At 31.0% G+C, this 19,354-nt stretch carries 23 protein-coding genes, 3 tRNA genes and 1 riboswitch; of the genes, 17 read left to right on the top strand and 9 right to left on the bottom strand.

The window, feature by feature from the left end:
• Positions 1 to 146 precede the first annotated feature (146 nt).
• Together OLM52_RS01690 and OLM52_RS01685 are read left to right on the top strand one after the other, a co-directional pair.
• The gene (locus OLM52_RS01690; protein ID WP_264549422.1) at positions 147 to 644 is read left to right on the top strand and encodes a hypothetical protein; all 498 of its coding nucleotides are present in this window, start codon (positions 147 to 149) and stop codon (positions 642 to 644) included.
• Between the two features lie 181 nt (positions 645 to 825).
• A complete protein-coding gene (locus tag OLM52_RS01685; RefSeq protein ID WP_264549421.1) occupies positions 826 to 1,584 on the top strand; it encodes a hypothetical protein in 759 nt (252 codons plus the stop codon).
• A gap of 213 nt (positions 1,585 to 1,797) precedes the next feature.
• On the opposite strand, the gene OLM52_RS01680 is transcribed toward OLM52_RS01685, so the two are convergent.
• Positions 1,798 to 2,793: an FKBP-type peptidyl-prolyl cis-trans isomerase gene (locus OLM52_RS01680; protein ID WP_264549420.1), complete on the bottom strand. Its 996-nt coding sequence runs from the start codon at positions 2,791 to 2,793 to the stop codon at positions 1,798 to 1,800.
• A 78-nt stretch (positions 2,794 to 2,871) separates the two neighbouring features.
• On the opposite strand from OLM52_RS01680, the gene OLM52_RS01675 reads away from it, so the two are divergent.
• Genes OLM52_RS01675 through OLM52_RS01665 form a run of 3 tightly spaced genes read left to right on the top strand, consistent with a single transcriptional unit; the run spans position 2,872 to position 4,330 of the window.
• Complete coding sequence (locus tag OLM52_RS01675; protein ID WP_264549419.1) at positions 2,872 to 3,264, top strand: RNA-binding S4 domain-containing protein; 393 nt, start codon at positions 2,872 to 2,874, stop codon at positions 3,262 to 3,264.
• Positions 3,261 to 3,827 carry a TPMT family class I SAM-dependent methyltransferase gene (locus OLM52_RS01670; RefSeq protein ID WP_264549418.1) on the top strand — a complete coding sequence of 189 codons (567 nt, stop codon included), beginning with the start codon at positions 3,261 to 3,263 and terminating at the stop codon, positions 3,825 to 3,827. Before OLM52_RS01675 ends, OLM52_RS01670 begins: the two co-directional genes overlap by 4 nt.
• Before the next feature lie 8 nt (positions 3,828 to 3,835).
• Positions 3,836 to 4,330 (top strand): phosphoribosyltransferase family protein, encoded by a 495-nt coding sequence (locus OLM52_RS01665; protein WP_264549417.1) that lies wholly within the window; start codon positions 3,836 to 3,838, stop codon positions 4,328 to 4,330.
• Here OLM52_RS01665 and OLM52_RS01660 read toward each other — a convergent pair.
• Positions 4,322 to 4,837 (bottom strand): shikimate kinase, encoded by a 516-nt coding sequence (locus OLM52_RS01660; protein WP_264549416.1) that lies wholly within the window; start codon positions 4,835 to 4,837, stop codon positions 4,322 to 4,324. The genes OLM52_RS01665 and OLM52_RS01660 overlap by 9 nt on opposite strands.
• A 129-nt stretch (positions 4,838 to 4,966) precedes the next feature.
• Here OLM52_RS01660 and OLM52_RS01655 point away from each other — a divergent pair.
• From OLM52_RS01655 to OLM52_RS01625, 7 genes are all read left to right on the top strand, one after another.
• Positions 4,967 to 5,039: transfer RNA gene (locus OLM52_RS01655), tRNA-Lys, on the top strand.
• Positions 5,040 to 5,068: 29 nt separating this feature from the next.
• Positions 5,069 to 5,141: transfer RNA gene (locus tag OLM52_RS01650), tRNA-Lys, on the top strand.
• 40 nt (positions 5,142 to 5,181) lie between these two features.
• Positions 5,182 to 5,264: transfer RNA gene (locus OLM52_RS01645), tRNA-Leu, on the top strand.
• Between the two features lie 145 nt (positions 5,265 to 5,409).
• Positions 5,410 to 6,309 carry a MerR family transcriptional regulator gene (locus OLM52_RS01640; RefSeq protein ID WP_264549415.1) on the top strand — a complete coding sequence of 300 codons (900 nt, stop codon included), beginning with the start codon at positions 5,410 to 5,412 and terminating at the stop codon, positions 6,307 to 6,309.
• Between the two features lie 57 nt (positions 6,310 to 6,366).
• Complete coding sequence (locus OLM52_RS01635; RefSeq protein WP_264549414.1) at positions 6,367 to 7,827, top strand: phytoene desaturase family protein; 1,461 nt, start codon at positions 6,367 to 6,369, stop codon at positions 7,825 to 7,827.
• A 7-nt stretch (positions 7,828 to 7,834) separates the two neighbouring features.
• Positions 7,835 to 8,674 (top strand): phytoene/squalene synthase family protein, encoded by an 840-nt coding sequence (locus OLM52_RS01630; protein WP_264549413.1) that lies wholly within the window; start codon positions 7,835 to 7,837, stop codon positions 8,672 to 8,674.
• Positions 8,675 to 8,741: 67 nt separating this feature from the next.
• Positions 8,742 to 9,185 (top strand): sterol desaturase family protein, encoded by a 444-nt coding sequence (locus OLM52_RS01625; RefSeq protein ID WP_264549412.1) that lies wholly within the window; start codon positions 8,742 to 8,744, stop codon positions 9,183 to 9,185.
• 26 nt (positions 9,186 to 9,211) lie between these two features.
• Here the strand turns inward: OLM52_RS01625 and OLM52_RS01620 are convergent, their stop codons facing one another.
• The 5 genes from OLM52_RS01620 to OLM52_RS01600 form a co-directional block, all read right to left on the bottom strand.
• Positions 9,212 to 9,745, bottom strand: a complete 534-nt coding sequence (locus tag OLM52_RS01620; RefSeq protein ID WP_264549411.1) for a DUF4252 domain-containing protein — start codon at positions 9,743 to 9,745, stop codon at positions 9,212 to 9,214.
• A gap of 3 nt (positions 9,746 to 9,748) precedes the next feature.
• The gene (locus tag OLM52_RS01615; protein ID WP_264549410.1) at positions 9,749 to 10,276 is read right to left on the bottom strand and encodes a DUF4252 domain-containing protein; all 528 of its coding nucleotides are present in this window, start codon (positions 10,274 to 10,276) and stop codon (positions 9,749 to 9,751) included.
• A gap of 20 nt (positions 10,277 to 10,296) precedes the next feature.
• A complete protein-coding gene (locus OLM52_RS01610; RefSeq protein ID WP_264549409.1) occupies positions 10,297 to 10,740 on the bottom strand; it encodes a hypothetical protein in 444 nt (147 codons plus the stop codon).
• Positions 10,721 to 11,236 carry an RNA polymerase sigma factor gene (locus OLM52_RS01605; protein WP_264549408.1) on the bottom strand — a complete coding sequence of 172 codons (516 nt, stop codon included), beginning with the start codon at positions 11,234 to 11,236 and terminating at the stop codon, positions 10,721 to 10,723. Before OLM52_RS01605 ends, OLM52_RS01610 begins: the two co-directional genes overlap by 20 nt.
• Positions 11,237 to 11,349: 113 nt before the next feature.
• A complete protein-coding gene (locus OLM52_RS01600; protein ID WP_264549407.1) occupies positions 11,350 to 13,287 on the bottom strand; it encodes a TonB-dependent receptor plug domain-containing protein in 1,938 nt (645 codons plus the stop codon).
• A gap of 81 nt (positions 13,288 to 13,368) precedes the next feature.
• Positions 13,369 to 13,632, bottom strand: a riboswitch (cobalamin riboswitch).
• A gap of 70 nt (positions 13,633 to 13,702) precedes the next feature.
• On the opposite strand from OLM52_RS01600, the gene OLM52_RS01595 reads away from it, so the two are divergent.
• From OLM52_RS01595 to OLM52_RS01575, 5 genes are all read left to right on the top strand, one after another.
• Positions 13,703 to 14,221, top strand: coding sequence for an energy transducer TonB (locus OLM52_RS01595; RefSeq protein WP_264549406.1), 519 nt, complete (start codon positions 13,703 to 13,705; stop codon positions 14,219 to 14,221).
• 271 nt (positions 14,222 to 14,492) lie between these two features.
• Positions 14,493 to 15,623, top strand: coding sequence for an ABC transporter substrate-binding protein (locus tag OLM52_RS01590; RefSeq protein WP_264549405.1), 1,131 nt, complete (start codon positions 14,493 to 14,495; stop codon positions 15,621 to 15,623).
• Positions 15,624 to 15,698: 75 nt separating this feature from the next.
• Complete coding sequence (locus OLM52_RS01585) at positions 15,699 to 16,193, top strand: RNA polymerase sigma factor (RefSeq protein WP_264549404.1); 495 nt, start codon at positions 15,699 to 15,701, stop codon at positions 16,191 to 16,193.
• A 2-nt stretch (positions 16,194 to 16,195) separates the two neighbouring features.
• Positions 16,196 to 16,837 carry a hypothetical protein gene (locus tag OLM52_RS01580; protein ID WP_264549403.1) on the top strand — a complete coding sequence of 214 codons (642 nt, stop codon included), beginning with the start codon at positions 16,196 to 16,198 and terminating at the stop codon, positions 16,835 to 16,837.
• Positions 16,837 to 17,691: a TraB/GumN family protein gene (locus OLM52_RS01575; protein WP_264549402.1), complete on the top strand. Its 855-nt coding sequence runs from the start codon at positions 16,837 to 16,839 to the stop codon at positions 17,689 to 17,691. Before OLM52_RS01580 ends, OLM52_RS01575 begins: the two co-directional genes overlap by 1 nt.
• Positions 17,692 to 17,717: 26 nt before the next feature.
• Here OLM52_RS01575 and OLM52_RS01570 read toward each other — a convergent pair whose 3' ends face one another.
• Complete coding sequence (locus OLM52_RS01570; protein WP_264549401.1) at positions 17,718 to 18,527, bottom strand: lysophospholipid acyltransferase family protein; 810 nt, start codon at positions 18,525 to 18,527, stop codon at positions 17,718 to 17,720.
• Positions 18,528 to 18,645: 118 nt separating this feature from the next.
• Complete coding sequence (locus OLM52_RS01565; RefSeq protein WP_264549400.1) at positions 18,646 to 19,287, bottom strand: NUDIX hydrolase; 642 nt, start codon at positions 19,285 to 19,287, stop codon at positions 18,646 to 18,648.
• Positions 19,288 to 19,354 lie beyond the last annotated feature (67 nt).

The raw sequence follows: 19,354 nt of genomic DNA, 5'->3' as shown, positions 1-19,354 counted from the left end.
ACCAACATCGGTTTGGCAATATGGCGGCTGAAGTGCTTCTTTGAAACACTTGTGCAATATTCAACATTAGGAATTCTATTGAACTTTTTTGCTTATAATCCGTCACATCGCCAAGCCGAAAAACTTTATGCCCAATTTTAAAAAATATGAATTCAAAATACAAACTTAGTTCTATTCTCCTTATTCTAATAGTTAACTTTCTTTCTGGAATTTTATTTTGGCTATTATTTACAAAAGCTGATGCTAGTCCCCTTACAAAGGAATTTTGGAATGGAGAAAGTTCTAAAATAGCAGGAATTACAATATTGTTAATAGAGACTGTAGCGTTATATCTACTTTTACAAGTAAAACAAATAATAGTTGAAAAAGATAAAATTATATTTAAAAGTCTAATATTTCCATTTATAAAAAAAGAAAAATTATTTTCATATTATGATTATTCAAAAATTGTTCAACAGCAAACGAATAATGGAAGATACGAAGCGTTATGGCTAATTAGAAATGAAAAGTTAGAGGACGAAATATCGAGTTTTCATTATTCAAATTATACAAAATTAAAATCAGAAATTAAAGTCAAGCATACTGGAAAATTGGAAATCAATGACTTTAAGCAATTATTTTGCAAAATGGGAATGAGAATATAAAAACTACCGCTAACAGCCTTTTCCTTCTTCGTCAACAATCCAAATTTCCCTACGCAAAAATCCTCTACTGAATGCAATGTTTTGTTATATTTGTGATGGCTTGGTATTCGCTCAACACCAATGAAAACAAACCTTATAACGCTAATAGAAACTTTAAAACAAACACAGTAAAACAAATACTATGAAAAAAACATTCACTGTTTCCTTAATTATTTTAAATACATTTTTATCATTTGGACAAGATGTAAAAACAAAAAAAAAGAGAGAAAACACACAAGAAGGAACAGCCATTTTTTATGTTTTAGCCGGTAACGATTCAATCAAACATGGTGATTATCAAATCAAAGCTTACACCGGAAGTCGAGTATTATTAAAAGGCACTTATAATAATAATAAAAAAGTGGGATTGTGGACAGAACAATATTACGGGAAACACTTTAAAGGTCCTAAAGCGACTGGATATTATGACAATGACATAAAAAAAGGAGACTGGACATACTATAATTATGATGGTGACACAGTTCTTATTTATAACTGGACAGAGAATAAGGTTGTTTTTTCAAAACTGTGTGGGTCAGATTTAAAAGAACATTCAGTTTTTGAAGATGGTAAAGAGAGTAAAACAAAGCTTGACTGTTTGCCAACTTGTACAACAGGTGGTGAATATTTTGTATATGAATTTAGTAGAGAGATTGCAGAACATGCCGAACTTTTCAAGAAAGATAGTAATGGTATATATCAATTAAAAACTAAAATTAGCATTACCATTGACAAAAACTCATCAGTTTCAGACATATCGTATTCAACAGAGGAAAATATTGAACTTAAAGAAATTATTAAGAAGTTTATTAATTCATATAAATGGATACCTGGCAATAAAGATGGACATAACGTAACATCAAAATTTGAATTTTCAATTAACTTATCAAGTCATTTTTAATAATAAAGAAAAGCAACCGTTAACCGCAGTTCGGTAATATAGCGAGGTTTGTGTTTAAGCTTATTTTTTGATGTTCAATGATAAAACAATATTGAAAATCAAACCATTTTAGAAGCCGTTAAAAGTTATCTTAAAAAACGCTCATTTCATAACTCATAAAAAAATCCCGATTTCAATTGAAATCGGGATTTTCTATTTTATATCGTATGTTTTTTAATGACATGTCGCATCCAAATGCTTTCTTATTCTAGCAGGAGTGGTATAATCATTCAAACAGTTAGGAATTCCTCTTGTATCATCATACGGCGTTAAAGGATCATCTACTGCTGCTCCATTAAACGGATAATAATAGTATGTAGTTACATCGTTAGGAGGTGTTCCTGTTGTAATAGAATGTCTAATTTCAAACTTGGTTAAAAAACCATCGCCATCGTCATCAATATCTAAATAATCTGGAATACCATCCGCATCAGTATCTAGCGCTTCTTCATTAAAATCTGGACCATATTCATATTTGGACAAAATTTTATCTAAATCATGATCTCGGTAGCGTTGATTGTACAATTTAAAATTAAAAATCAATGGAGAATAAGCTGAAATATTTCCAGTTGCCGTATTAAAATATCCTAAACCTGAAGGTAAAAACATAACCCCTGCTCCATAATTATCAAAAGCAACAGTTCCATCTGGATTTGAAGTATACGTACCTGTTTTAAACTCTGGAATAATCTCTCCCCAACCTCTAATTACATCTTCTAAAGCAAACCAAACAGGTGTGTCTGATTGATCAAATACACTCTGAGTATAAGTATCTACTCCATCTGTAGTGGTTTTAGCAAATGTATTTCCTTTATACGAAACAAAAGAAGAGTCAACACGGGTAGGACTTTCTCCCACACCTTCTCTTAATTTTAAATAGTAAATTTTGTATGAAATATCATGAATTGTACGTTCTACAAAATTTAATTCTGGCATATCCGCAATAGGTTGCTGTGTTCCTCCAGCTGGAATTTGAGTAAATGTTGTATTATAGTCTGCGTCAACTGTTACATAATGTGTATCTAAAAACGCTTCAATTTTTGCTAAATCTTCTGGATAAACTTCTGCATAGGGTCTTGCTGGTGGTGCTGTAACATCATCCGTCTGTTGACATGAAAAAATGCTTGTTACAACAACAATACTCAAAACTATTTTAAAAAGGCTTTTCATTATTATAAAATTTATAGGGCGCAAGATACAATTTTCATTTATTTTTGTAGAAATATTAACACGGATTTTTGATAAATTATGAGGATTGATAAATTTTTATGGTGCATTCGTTATTACAAAACCCGAAGTATCGCTACAGAAGCTGCAAAAAAAGGACATATTACGGTTAACGGACAAGTTGCTAAACCTTCGAGAGAGGTATTTCCTTCGGATAAAATTACACTTCGAAAAGACCAAATAAACTATAAACTAACGGTTTTGGATATTCCTCTAAATCGATTGGGAGCCAAATTAGTGGATATGTATCGCAAAGATGAAACACCAAAAGAAGCTTTTGAACATTTAGAATTACTAAAACTTTCTAAAGAACATTATAGAGCCAACGGAACCGGAAGGCCTACCAAAAAAGAACGCCGAGAAATTGACGATTACATTTGGGATAACGATGAACCTGAAACAACGGAAGAATGAATTACTGGGAAGAACGCTATCAAAAAGGAGAAACAGGTTGGGATGTTGGCACAATTTCAACCCCTTTAAAAGAATATATTGACCAATTAACCGATAAAAACATCAAAATTTTAATTCCTGGTGCTGGAAATGGCTACGAATTTGATTATTTGATTACCAATGGATTTAAAAATGTTTTTGTGGTTGATATTGCAGCTTCACCTTTAAAAAATATTGCCGAAAGAAATCCAGAATTTGCCTCAAATCTAATTCATAGCGACTTTTTTGCACTGAACGATAAATTTGATTTGGTTTTAGAGCAAACCTTTTTTTGTGCCATTCCACCAACAATGAGAAGTGATTATGCAACAAAAATGCATGAAATTTTACATCCGAAAGGAAAAATTGCGGGTCTATTATTTGATTTTCCACTTACAGCAGAAGGTCCGCCATTTGGAGGTTCAACCGATGAATACTTGGCGTTATTTTCAAATAATTTCACCATTAAAGCATTAGAAAAAGCACATAATTCTATAAAACCAAGAGAAAATAAAGAACTCTTTTTTATCTTTGAAGTCAAATAACAACACTCATGCAAAACATCATCTTAACGCACAAAGAAATTGCGCACAAAACCAAAAGAATTGCTTATCAAATTTACGAAACATTTAGTAATGAAGAAGAAGTGATTTTGGCAGGAATTGCATCAAACGGCTACATATTTGCTCAAAAAATAGCGGCTGAATTGGCTCAAATTTCCGATTTAAAAGTAACACTTTGTGAAGTTAAAATAAACAAACAAAATCCAAAAGACGGTATCACAACTTCAATTCCAAAAGAAGCATACGAGAACAAAGGTTTGGTATTGATTGATGATGTTTTAAACTCGGGAACCACTTTAATTTATGGCGTAAAACACTTTTTAGAAGTTTCGTTAAGCAAATTTAAAACCGCCGTTTTAGTGGATCGAAATCACAAAAAATATCCTGTAAAAGCTGATTTTAAAGGAATTTCATTGTCCACTTCCTTACAAGAACACATCCAAGTGGTTTTTGAAGAAAATGATTCGTATGCTTATTTAAGCTAATTTTTCGATAATCTCATCCGAAATTTTGGCAATCGATTTGTCGTCAACGTGAATTACATGCTGGACTTGGTGGTAATAAAACGAACGATCGAAGAGGTGCTTATTGATAAAATCGGTTAATTCAGCAGCATTAAAACCGGATAAAATTGGACGTTTTGCAGTTTCACTTGACAATCTTGCGACTAAATTTGCAACCGATGCCTTCAAATAAAAAGAAGTTACATCGTCTTGTTGCAACAATTCGTGGTTGTTATAATAACAAGGAGTTCCTCCACCTAAACTGAGAACAAATGTTTCTTTTTGGTCTAAAATAGTTTTCAACACTTCGTTTTCTTTTTTTCTAAAGTAAATTTCTCCTTTGGTTTGAAACAATTCAGAAATAGAATTTTGCGTTAATTTTTCAATTTCATGATCCAAATCATAGAACGGAACTTGCAACTTTTCTGCTAAAAAAGCACCTATTACCGACTTACCACATCCCATGTAACCTAACAGCACTACTTTCATATCTAAATAATCCTCTATAAATTAAAGGGTTAAGAAATTAATTATAAAAAAAGACAAATTTATAATAAATTCCCATTGGAAAATAAATAAATGTTTATATATTTGCACCCGCATTCAAGAAAAGAAAATGACTTGGTAGCTCAGTTGGTAGAGCACATCACTTTTAATGATGGGGTCCTGGGTTCGAGCCCCAGCCAGGTCACTAAAAAAGACTATTTTCTTGAATGCAACGACTTGGTAGCTCAGTTGGTAGAGCACATCACTTTTAATGATGGGGTCCTGGGTTCGAGCCCCAGCCAGGTCACTTTCAAAGACGTTGCAGTGCAACGTCTTTATTATTTTAAGGCCATGTGGAGAAACGGTAGACTCGCCATCTTGAGGGGGTGGTGCTCGCAAGGGCGTGAGGGTTCAAATCCCTCCATGGTCACTATAAAGTATTTATCTTCTTTTTAAAACTAACCAATCTTTTAAAAACGTTTAACCAAAAATAACAACTGTTAAACATTTTTTAACCAAAAAAACATTTTGTTTATTTTTTTTATTACTTTTGTTGAACAAAAAAGCAAAAAAAGATGAACAATGTAAAAAATGTTTTTAGCATCAAAGACCTAGAAAATCTTTCAGGAATAAAAGCACACACCATTCGTATCTGGGAAAAAAGATATGATGTTTTAGAACCAATGCGTTCTGAAACCAACATTCGTTCTTACGATATTAAAAATTTACAAAAACTTTTAAATATTGTTTTGTTGCATAATTATGGTTATAAGATTTCTAAAATCTCCAAATTATCACAACCCGAAATTAATAAATTAGTTAACGATATTATTTCTGAAAAAAGCGCCAAAAATCACGCCATAAGTACATTTAAAATGGCAATGATGAATTTTGATCAAGCGCTGTTTTTTAATACCTACACTAATTTATTGAGCGAAAAATCTTTTAAAGAAGTATTCTATTCGGTGTTTATTCCGCTAATGCAAGAAATTGGTTTCTTATGGCAAACCGAAACCATTTCTCCAGCCCACGAACATTTTATTACATATTTAATCAAACAAAAACTATTAATAAATACCGAAAAAGTCCAAATTCTTGAACCTACAAAAAACGACAAGGTTTTTGTTTTGTTCTTACCTTCAAATGAAATCCACGAATTGGGCTTGATGTATCTGAATTATGAAATTTTATTAAACGGCTATCAAAGTATTTATTTAGGCGAAAGTATTCCTATTGAAAGTTTGATTGATTTAAAAAATTACTTTGAAAAAATCACTTTTGTGAGCTACTTTACGGTAGAACCAAAACAAGAAGAAATCAATGAGTACATTAAAGAATTTACTTCAAAAATATTAAAAGACACCCCTCATGAAGCACTCTTGATTGGAAGAATGACCGAATTTATCGACTCGAAAGACTTAAGTCCAAATGTTAAAGTATTCCATAATATAGAAGAATTAACAAATAGCCTTTAAATAAGTTTTGTTTTGTTTAATATTTTTACTATTTTTGTTAAACAAAATTAATACACCGTGTCAAAAAAAATTGTAGTTATTGGTTCCGGATTTTCTTCATTAGCAGCAGCATGTTACTTAGCAAAAGCTGGAAATGAGGTAATTGTTTATGAAAAAAATCAAACCATAGGCGGAAGAGCGCGTCAACTTAAAAAAGAAGGATTTGTTTTTGATATAGGCCCAACATGGTATTGGATGCCTGATGTTTTTGAACGTTTTTTTGCTGACTTCAATAAAAAACCTTCTGATTATTATGAGTTAATTAAGTTATCTCCAGCGTATCAAGTATATTTTGGTCCTTTAGATTTTGTTACCATTGCTGATAATTTACCCGAAATTGTTACCACTTTCGAATCTATCGAGAAAGGAAGTGGCAAGCAATTAGAACAATTTATGGCTGAAGCCAAAAGCAATTATGACATTGCCATTAAAGATTTGGTTTATCGCCCAGGAGAATCGCCACTAGAATTAATTACCTTAGAAACGGCAAAAAAAGTAAATCAGTTTTTTAGTAACATCTCTAAAGATGTTAGAAAACGATTCAAAAACACCAAGTTAGTACAAATATTAGAATTTCCTGTTTTGTTTTTAGGAGCAAAACCAAGTGATACGCCTTCTTTTTATAGTTTCATGAATTTTGCTGATTTTGGATTGGGCACATGGCATCCAAAAAACGGGATGTATTCTGTAATATTAGCCATTGAAGCTTTGGCTAAAGAATTAGGCGTTAAAATAGAGACCAATGCTAATGTTGAAAAAATTGATGTTACAAATGGAAAAACTACCGGAATATTAGTCAATAACCAATTTATAACTGCTGATATTGTTTTAAGCGGCGCAGATTATCATCATTCAGAAACATTACTTGATGTAAATTATCGTCAATATTCAGAAAAATATTGGGAAAACAAAACGTTTGCACCTTCCTCGCTCCTATTTTATGTAGGTTTTGATAAGAAAATAGAAAATGTGGAACACCATTCGTTATTTTTTGATGTAGATTTTGATGTACACGCACAAGCGATTTATGATACGCCAAAATGGCCTGAAGAACCACTTTTTTATGCAAGTTTCCCATCAAAAACAGATGAAAATTCTGCTCCAGAAGGCAAGGAAGCAGGCATATTTTTAATACCAATAGCTCCAGGGTTAGAAGACACAAAAGAGTTACGAGAAGATTATTTTGAAAAGATTATTTCACGTTTTGAAACGTTAACTAATCAAAAAGTAAAAAATAATATTATCTTTAAAGAATCATTTTGTGTAAATGATTTTGTAAAAGAATACAACTCTTATAAAGGTAATGCATACGGAATGGCAAATACCTTATTGCAAACAGCCTTTTTGAGACCAAAATTAAAAAGCAAAAAAGTTAAAAACTTATATTTTACAGGACAATTAACTGTTCCAGGACCAGGTGTTCCTCCTGCATTAATTTCAGGGAAATTAGTTTCAGATTTAATAGAAAAGTATCAATAATAATAGTATGAAATCGATTTTTGACAACGTATCGTTTGATTGTAGCATGAAAGTTACAAAAGCTTACAGCACTTCTTTTTCGTCTGCTGTTAAAATGCTTGCACCAACTATTCGACAAGACATTTACAACATTTATGGTTTTGTTCGTTTTGCAGATGAAATTGTGGATACTTTTCATGATTATGACAAAGAAGTTTTATTTGCTCAGTTTGAAAATGATTTGGCTTTGGCGTTATCACAAAAAATTAGTTTAAACCCAATTTTAAACTCATTTCAACACACCGTACACAATTATAATATTCCAATCGATTTGATAGATGCTTTTATGAAAAGTATGAAATTAGATTTGTTTAAAACTAAATATACAACGGTTGAAGAATATAACGAATACATTTATGGTTCTGCCGATGTTGTTGGATTAATGTGTTTGAAAGTTTTTGTCAATGGAAACGATGAAAAGTATGAAGAATTAAAACACAGTGCGATGCGACTGGGTTCTGCTTTTCAGAAAGTGAATTTTTTAAGAGATTTAAAAGCCGATTTTGAAGATTTAAGCAGAACTTATTTTCCAAATACTGATTTATCAAAATTGGATGAAGTTTCAAAACAACAAATTATAGCAGAAATTCAGGCTGATTTTGATGCGGGTTTTGCTGGAATTCAAAAACTTCCGTTAGAAGCAAAATTTGGGGTTTACACGGCTTATATTTATTACAAAAAATTGTTGACTAAATTAAAGAAAACACCATCATTGGAAATCAAAAACACCCGAATAAGAGTTCCTGACTATCAAAAAGTAGGTTTGTTAGCCAAGTGCTATGTCAATTATAGATTGAATATTTTGTAGTTTTTTGTCATGCTGAATGCGTTTCAGCATTTATAAATCGAATTTAATTATTGAAATTTAAAATATTATGTGGATACATATCTTAGTCTTTTTTACAACGTTTTTCTTCATGGAATTTATGGCTTGGTTTAGTCACAAATACATTATGCATGGCTTTTTATGGAGTTTGCACGCCGATCACCATAAAAAAGACCACGATTCTTGGTTTGAACGCAATGATGCTTTCTTTATATTTTATGCAATTGTAAGTATTGGTTGTTTCTTGCTTTGGAAATATGATATTTTCGAATTAGGTTTAGCAATTGGCTTAGGAATTCTTGCCTATGGATTAGCTTATTTCTTGGTGCATGATATATTTATTCACCAACGCTTTAAGTTGTTTAGAAACGCTAATAACCGATATGCAAAAGCGGTTAGAAGAGCGCACAAAATGCACCATAAACATATTGGTAAAGAGCATGGAGAATGCTTTGGAATGTTAATTGTTCCTTTAAAATATTACAAAAACTAAAAAATCCCGCTGAAGCGGGATTTTTATTATTTTATTAATTGTTGTAAAGGTTTTAATTGATCCAAATCAACATCTGATTTTTGAAGTAAACTTAGCATATTGATTATATGTGTGGGATTCATATCGTTTCCTAAAACACGAACTACTGCAAAACCATTTTCTTTTTTTCCTGCTAAGACAACAAACTCTTCAATATGTTCATCATCGTCGCCAACAAAATAAATTGCCGCACCATCATTACCCGAACCTGCTTTCATTAATTGCTGATAACTTTCATCTTTTAAAATGGCTTTTACTTCTTTGATTTCTTGTTCATAACCGGTACTATTTGTTGAATCGGTTTTAAACGCTAAAATGTTCATTTTTTCAAATGATGCTAAAGCTGCTCTTTCGGTTTCAGACAAGGACATTTTATCTGTTTTAATAATACTCGGAGCCAAATCAACTGCAATAAACTTTGATGATTCTGTGTTTTCAACAAAATACTTTTGAAGAGACGGCTTTTCTTCGCAACTCCAAATTAAAATTACGGTTGAAACAAATAAAAGTAGCTTTTTCATGTGTTATTTTTTTGAAGCTTTTTTCAAATCATCACCGCCTGGTAAACTCATTTTTTCGGTTAACATCGAAATTTCATCTAAACTAAAGTTTCCTGTTAACGACAATACAATTGTATTTGCATCTTTCATATTTGCACCTTCAATAAACATCAAAAGTTCTTTTACAATGTTTTCATTTGCTCCAGATTTTACATAAATTTTCACGTTTTTACCTTCGCTATTTACACGCATCAATTCTTCCAGCGGATTAGATTTCAAATAACTGTTTACAGTAGATTTCATCTCTGCTCCTACTTTTGCATTACTTGTTGTAAACACTTTTAAGTTGTCTAATTTTTTAAGTAAATTTAAATAGAGCTGCGTTTCTTTGTCCTTAGCATCTACTTTTACTTTACTCATCATTTCAAACATCTTTTTATTTACGATAACAGATGCAACTCCTTCTTTATCTTCATATTTATCAAAAGCTCCTTGAGCAAATGAAGTTATTGAAGACATTAAAAATACTAAAGCTATTACTATATTTTTCATGGTTATAAATTTTATTGTTTTTATTTAAAAATTGTTTTTTTTGTTTTTTCGTATTCTTTTAAATGAGATACACTTTTCATGCCAAAATTCACTTGTTCAGAAACCATAAGCAGCGCTTTCTGAGTTTCAACATAAGCTTCTTCAGGGTTATCAAATGTTCCTAAATCTTGATCTTTAGGTCCAGAAGGATAAAAATAAAAAGTTGCCAAGCCAAAAAGGATTACAAAACTTGCTGCGATACCCATCCATTTTACATTATTTTGTTTTCTAGGTTGTAATGGAAGTTTTTGTGCAAATTGCGTTTCTTTTTGTGTTTCAAAGTAACCAAATAACGGTTGATATTTTACCAAATGTGGTGCTACATCGTTTGAAGAAAAATAGGCCTTTAATTGTTTTTCTTCCGCTATAGTGGTTGCTCCTTGAAAGTATTTTTCTATTAATTGTTCAACTAACTTGAGTTCCATAATTGTGCATTTTTTCTATTTGTTCTCTTAAGGTTTTTCGTGCTCTTGATAAAGCTACTCGAACCGCCGTTTCATTCATTTCTAGTACTTGAGCTATTTCTGAAAATTCGTATTCTTCAATTTCTCTAAGTTGCAATATTAATCGTTGTTGTTCGGGTAAATCGTTCATTAACTTTTCGGCCCATTGCAACGTATTTTGATGTTCTATTTGGGTTTCAACACTAGCTTGCTTATCTTGATAATTATTATGTACAATTTGCAAATTAGTGGCTCTTTTACTTTTTAACTGATCCAAACAATAATTCTTTGTCATCGTCATTGCTAATGCTTCTACACTATTATAGTGCTCTAAAGAATCATTTTTATTCCATAAACGCACCAAAACTTCTTGAGTTGCATCTTCTGCTTCCTCTGTACTAACAAGCATTCGTTTTGCTAAACGAAATAATTTGTCTTTAAAAGGAGTTATAATATGAATAAACTCGTTTTGGTTCATTGTATTAGGTTGGTTTATAATGAAGACGAATGTAATCTATTTTTGTTACAAAAAGAAAAAAGGTTTTGATAGAAAACTACCAAAACCTTTCAAAATCAAACAATTAAACATTTTTAAAACAGAAAATTTAAACCTAATTTAAAGTTCCTTCCTCTTGTGTTGTATCCTATTACTTCTTGAAAATCTTCATTTAAAATATTAGTTACTGCTCCAAAAACTTGTAAACGATTTGGCATTAATTCATAAGAAATAGTTGAATTTACAATTTGATAAGCTGGTAAAGTAATGGATTGAGTAGCCCAAATATTTGAATCATAATACGCATCATTTCGTTGGTCTACATATTGATAATTGATGCCAAATGTACCTCGTTTGAATTTGTAACTTAAATCAACATTCGCTTTGTGCTTTGGAATTAGTCGGTTTAACTGCTCTTCTACTTGAGTAAATGTATAATTTCCGCCAATATTAAATTTTGGTGATATTGCATAGCGAACACTTGTTTCTATCCCTTTTGCATTGTATGTTCCGATTACATTGTTGTAATAAGATTCAAATGTTGTTGGATTATAATAAAAGCCGAAAGTATTTTCTTCCTCACGATAAAAACCTACCGCGTTAATCGTTAATTTTTTATTCAATATTTGTGATTCGAAACCAAATTCTGCCGTTGCATTTTCTTCTGGTGTTAAGGCTAAATTCCCATAAGGCCCATATAATTGGTATAAACTTGGCGTAATAAAAGCGGTACTATATGAAGCTAAAATTTTTAGAGGCAATTTTTCAAAAGAAAAACTTGGATTAAAGTTATACACTACTTGATTTCCATATTCGCTATGCGTATTAAAACGTGCACCTGCATTGATATTTAACCCAAAATCCGAATTAAAAACTACGGTTGCATAAGGATCCACTAAATTGAACTTTGCGGTTTCTCTTGTCACATCAGTGAAAGCATCTTTTTGTGCCATGTCCAAGTATTGAAATTGCGTACCTACTACTACAAATAATTGTTTACTAAACTTATATTTATTAAAAGCATCAATCGAAATGGTTCTTCCCGTATAATTATATCTATCAATTGTTCCTGACCATGAGTTAGAAATATCTACCATTCTATCAATAACTGAAGCGCCTGCATTTATTGCAAACTCGCCTTTATTATAGTTGTATTTTGGTAAGAATCCAACCCTAAATTGCTCAGAAAAACTTTTATTATTCAAATCATCAGAATTAGCAATTAAACCATCAAACGAATTATCGAATGTGTTTTTTATCCGATCATAACTCCCAAAAAAATCAAAACTCAATTTATCAGAAGCTCTGAAACCTATTTTTTGTAACACATTTACTCTCGAAAACACATCTTCTTCGAAATTTTTTCCTGAAGCTTCAGACATTCCTTTGGTTTCAGTACTATTTAAAGTAGTCAAATAGGAAACTTTATGAATCGTTCCATTTACAGAGACACCTTGATTGAAATCTTGCGCATTGGTTTTAGACGTTTCCGAAGTATTTTGTGTTCCCGCATTGATGTAAGCATTACCCGAAATTCCTTTTTTAGCTGATTTTTTTAAAGTAATATTGATCACTCCTGTTGCAGCTCCTGTACCATACAAAGTACTCGAAGCGCCTTTCATTACTTCAATTTTTTCAATTTGTTCTACTGGAATTAATCGCAAATCATATTCTAAATTAATACCCGAAGCATCCGTTACTGGAACACCATCAATATAAATAGCAACTTGACGATTGCGACCACCACGAATGTAATAGCCTAAATTTTTTCCACTAAACGATTGATTTCCGTTGATTTCAACTCCTGCAACTTGACTTAAAACATTCGCCAAATTTTGACCTTTTTTAGCTTCCAAGTCTTGAGCCGTAATAACTTCAATAATTTTACCCGATTTTTCTTTGCTTTGCGCAAATTTTGTATCAGAAACGACCACTTCTTTTAGTGTGGTTACTTTTAGCGTATCAGATTCTTGAGCATACGCAAAAGTTGTTATAAGTGAATATACACTCAAACAAATAAACTTTTTGTTCATTTTAGGGTTAATAAAAATTTTAATAAAATTGGGGAGAAAAGCACAGAATTTACCCATACTCAAACTTTTTTTCCCGAAAGTTTGTTACTCAACGAATGTGGCAGGTCTCCTGGCTTGCGTCTTGTTATCAACCTTCCCATCGAAAGTTAGAAGTTAGAAGTTAGAAGTTAGAAATCAAATTTCTAAATTCAGCATTCTTAATTCTAAATTACCAACAGTGGTATTGTAGATAATAACAAGCTTTATAGCTTACAGTTGCGGGTACAGCTTAGGTATTACACCTAATTCCCTTTTAATGTTGTTTTGAAAAAATCAGAAACAACAACCAAAATTCGAGTGCAAATGTAAGTATTTTTTGAAAGTTTACAATGTTAATTTTATATCTTTGATTTTCAAACTTTCAAATATATTCAAAATGAAGATTTTAGTTTTATGTATATTCATCAGTAGTTTTACATTTTTACAAGCTCAAAAAATTGAAGTGCGAGAAATAAAAGTTTCTGATCAGGAAAATGTTAATGTAAAAGAAGTTGGAGATTCGGCAGTTGGAGATTTAGAATTTGAAGATATGGCAATTCCATTAGCAGTAGTGGAACAAGTTCCGCTTTTTAGTTCATGTGAAAAAACTGAAAAAACCTTGCAAAGAGAATGTTTTCATGAAGAAATGAAAAAACATGTAGAAAAACACATGAATTATCCGCAAGAAGCTAGAGAAAATAAAGTCTATTGTAAAGTTTTTGTAGAATTTGAAATTGAAAAAGACGGAAAAGTATCAATTGAACGAGTAAAATCGAACTTAAAAGATAAATATGGGATACTTTTTGAAACCGAAGCAAAACGAATAATCAACGAATTGCCTAATTTTATTCCTGCTATGCAAAGAGGTAAAGTTGTTAAAGTACGATATGTTCATAAAATTGAATTTAACCTTTAACTTACTTCTTCTTATTCAACTTACGCCATAACCAAATAAAACCAATTACAAAGTGCGCAATTACAATTGTAGCTACAGCATAAATAAACTCGTTCGAATCTGTTCTCATGTTTTTTTAGTACAAATTTAATGGTTTTGTTGGATTCACTTTGCATCATTTGTTACATTATTTTGAAAATCAGATAACATAATATTTTAACCTTTTAATGTGCTTTGTGTAAAATCTTTGTGCGCTTTGTGGTTAATGAACTACTTTTGCAAAAAAAAATTCATGCGCCACTATATCTTTTTAATAATTCTGTTGTTAGGATTTATTCAATGTAAAGAATCTAAGAATCAAACAGGTTTAAATACTTCTGAACAAAATAGTATTCGACATGCGGAAGGATTTTCTATTGAAAAATACGATGGCTTTTCTATTGTAAAAGTATCTAATGCTTATCCCGAAGCAAAAAACAATTACACTTATATCCTTCACAAAAAAAACGTTCAAATTCCGGATAGTTTGCAACAATTTATTTCGATTGAAGTACCAATTAAGAAAGTGATCGTTACATCTACAACCCACATTCCTGCATTAGAATCATTAGGTGTAGAACAAACTTTAATTGGATTTCCAACTACAAATTATATTTCATCTGAAAAAACAAGAGCCTTAATAGATGCAGGAAAAGTCAGGGATTTAGGTTCAAATCAAGGATTAAATACCGAAGTCATTTTAGACATTCAACCTGATGTGATTATTGGTTTTAGTGTAGATGGTGATTTAAAAACGTATAAAAACTTAGAAAAAAACGGTCAGAAAATCATCTTCAATGGAGACTGGACCGAAAAAACACCTCTTGGTAAAGCAGAATGGATTAAGTTTTTTGGTGCTTTATATGATTTAGACGATAAAGCGACAGAAATTTTCAATTCGATTGAAAAAGAATACAATTCCGTATTAGCTTTAGCAAAAAATGCAAAAACGCAGCCTACCATTTTTGCTGGTGCCATTTATGAAGACCAATGGTTTTTACCACAAGGCGATAGTTGGGCAGCCTACTTTTTAAAAGAAGCAAATGGTAATTACTTATGGAAAGAATCCAAAGGAACTGGAAGTTTAGCATTATCCTTCGAAAGTGTTTTAGACAAAGCCAAAGGTGCTGATTTTTGGATTGGACCAGGGCAATTTACTTCGATTCAGGAAATTTTAGACAATAATCCAAATTACATTCATTTTAAAGCTGTAAAAAACAAAAATGTGTATTCATTTAGCACAAAAAAAGGTAAAACTGGTGGTGCAATTTATTATGAATTAGCACAAAACCGACCTGACTTGGTTTTAAAAGATATGGTAAAAATCTTACATCCTGAAATACTACCGAATTACGAATTATACTTTTTCGAGCGATTAAAATAAATCAACTTCAAATTTAAAGTAGTTCATTCTGATGAAGAATTGTAACAATTTTTCATTCAATGCTACTTATTGTATATGAAAACAGAATCGGAAGCACTTTTTGTAAAACAACTTAAAGAAAATCAGAATATAATTCACAAAATTTGTAGATTATATACTACTGATGCTGACGCGCATAAAGATTTGTTTCAGGAAATTACGATACAATTATGGAAGGCTTTTCCCAACTTTAGAGGCGATTCTAAATTTACAACTTGGGCATACCGAGTGGGCTTAAACACTGCAATTACACTTTATCGAAAAAAGAAACGAACCATTGATACCATTGAGTTTGATAGTACTTTTCATAAGGTAACACAAGACGATTACAACTTTGAAGAAGAAGAAAAATTAAAACTATTATACAGCGCCATAAGTGAATTAAATGATATTGAAAAAGCGCTCGTTTTCTTGTATTTAGAAGACAAAGATTACACCGAAATATCTGAAACCTTAGGTATTAGTGAAGTAAATGCACGGGTAAAAATGAACCGTGTAAAAGGAAAATTAAAAAAAATATTAAATCCGTAATCATGGATGAATTAGAAATATTAAAAAAAGATTGGAAGAAAAACGAAAATACTTTCGACCAAGTTACAGAAAAAGAAATTTATGGAATGCTACACAAAAGATCTTCTTCTATTGTGAAGTGGATTATGATTATTAGTATTTTGGAACTTTTACTTTGGAGCGGAATTACTTTTTTAACTGCCGATGAAGAATACTTTAAAACACTAGAAATGTATCATTTAGATACAATTATGCCCATAATCTCAGTAATTAATTATGGTGTAATATTGTTTTTTATCTATTTATTTTTTAAAAACTATAAAACAATTAATACGACAGATACCGTAAAACAGTTGATGCAAAGCATTTTAAAAACTCGAAAAACGGTTAAATATTATGTTTGGTACAATTTAGGAATGACTGCATTTTCATTCATTTTGGTATTCATTTTTCAATTTATGTATGACCCAAATATTCAAAAATTGATTGAAAAAATGTCGAAAACTGTATCTGTAAATACATTTTATTGTATTATGATTCTAGTATATATTGCCGTTATAATTTTATTTATTGGTTTAATCTGGCTATTTTATAGAATTTTATATGGAATATTAATGAGAAGGCTCCAAAAGAATTATAACGAACTTCAAAAAATAGACTTTTAATGAAACATTTATTTTTAATTGCTGGACTTTTAACTTCGCTAGTAGGAAATTCACAAGAATTAGAAAAAAGTTTACTTTGGCGAATTTCGAGCAATGAATTGCAAGAACCATCGTATTTATATGGAACCATTCATGCTACTTGCGATGCAAAACTAGATGAAAATACACTAAAAGCATTGGATGACACACAGCAATTGTTTTTAGAATTGGATATGGACGACAAATCGATGCAAATGCAAATGCTAAAGCACATGAAAATGAATGATGGCACAAAACTATCAACATTATTAACTGCTGAGGAATTTAAAATTGTTGACGATTTTTTGAAAAAGAACATGAACATGTCGGCCAAAACCTTTGACACTTTCAAACCTTTTATAGTGAGTACGATGCTTTTACCAAAGCTGTTAGACTGCGAATTTCAATCCGTTGAATCAGAATTAATGAAAGTTACTAAAATACAAGAAGAAGAAATTTTAGGTCTTGAAAAAATGGAAGATCAAATGAAAGTTTTTGATGCCATTCCATACAAAACTCAAGCTGAAGAACTGCTAAAAACAGCCAAAGGCGATCTATCAAACGAAAAGGATGAATTCAAAAAAATGATTTTATTATACGAACAAAAAGATATTGAAGGTTTACTAATAATGATGAACGATTCTGACAATAAAATTACTTCAGAAAACCAGGATATTTTATTGAACAGTAGAAATAAAAACTGGATTCCAATTATTATTGAAACTATAAAAGAAAAACCCACCTTTTTTGGCGTTGGCGCAGCACATTTAGCAGGAGAAGAAGGTGTAATAAATCTATTAAGAGTTCAAGGTTATACTGTTGAAGCTGTAAAATAAAAAAAGAAACAATCGTGTCTTTTTTATTAATACTTCCACATTCTTTCCTTGTCTAATCTTGCTTTTTCGTCTAATTCTTCGGCTGGAATTACTTTTAAAAGCGATGGATGTTGTTCAATTGCAAATTCAATCATCTCAACCACTTCATCTACTGTTGCATTTTCATAATCAATTTTCAATGGTTCTTTAATTACGAATGATTGCAAAATACCTTTCTTTTTAATTCGCAAACCTCTTCTATCAAACGAACGTCGAAAACCATCAATTACAATAGGAACAACAATGGGTTTGTGTTGCAAAATAATATGGGCTGTACCTTTTCTAACAGGCTTAAAAGATCGGGTAGTTCCCTGCGGAAAAGTTATTACCCAGCCATCTTGTAAAGCAATTTTTATGTTTTCAGTATCGTTTGGATTAACCTCTTTTTTTTCGGTAACATCTTTTCCTTTTGCTCTCCAAGTTCGCTCTACAGTAATTGCTCCAGCATAAGCCAAAATTCTAGGTAATAAACCTTCTTGCATAGTTTCTTTAGCCGCAACATAATACAAGTTTAGCTTTGGATTCCACAAATACATAACATTTTTTATGTTATTCTCCCTTCCTTTTAAACTAGCATTAAAAACATGAAACATTGCTACAACATCTGCAAAATAGGTTTGATGATTAGAAATGAACAACACATTTGTATCTGGTAAATTTCTTATAATTTCTGAACCTTCAATATGCAACTCGTTAAAACTTCTGTAACGTTGATGCGTAATAATACCAGCGATACGAATTAACCACGTTTTTAAAAATAATATATGTCCAAAAGGATTTCTCTTAAATAATCCCATAATACTTAACTTTATTAACAAAACAAGAAAGCAAATGTAGTAAAATCAGTTATTTTAAAAAGGAAAAAAGGATAAAATCACAAATTGAAATTGTAATTTTAAATGACTTTAAAGTAGCTTATCGCAAAACACTTTTAATAGTTTCTTTTAACTCACTCAACATCATAGCGGTAGCACCCCAAACTATATATTTATCAACCATAAAAGCAGGAACTTCAATGTCTGTAGCATAAGAAGTTGACATTTTTACTTTAGTGATACTTTTTTCATCTAAAAAATCAACAATTGAGAATTCTAAAACACGTTTAACTTCATCTAAATCAGGAACAAAAATTAATTCTTCATGCGAAATTCCCATAAATGGAGCTACTAAAAAATTACTAGGCGGAATATAAATTTCGCTAAATGTTTTGATGATTCTTATTTTATCAGGATGTACACCTACTTCTTCATGTGTTTCTCTCAGTGCCGTTTCTTCCAAATTAAAATCAGTTTCTTCAACTTTTCCACCAGGAAATCCTATCTGCGAAGAATGAACACCAGGATAAGAATTTCGGACGATTAAAGCCAAATGTGCAATTTCATTTTTGGGATAAATTAGCATCAAAACAGCTGCTTTCTTTGGATTTTTATCCTTATAATTTTCTTCCTTCAAATAGGAAATACGCTCAAGTGGTGCCATTTTTATGTGGGCATCAGTAGAAAGCAGTTTTTCTTTTTCTATCTTTGGAATAAATTTAATAAAATCGGTAAAAAGCATAATCAAAATTGTTTTTGCAAACTTAAAGATAATTAAATTTTGAGGGAAAAATAACATTTTTTAAAAA

The sequence above is a fragment of the Flavobacterium sp. N2820 genome (assembly GCF_025947285.1).
Taxonomy (GTDB): Bacteria; Bacteroidota; Bacteroidia; order Flavobacteriales; family Flavobacteriaceae; genus Flavobacterium.
This window is presented reverse-complemented; position numbering and strand designations above follow the sequence as displayed.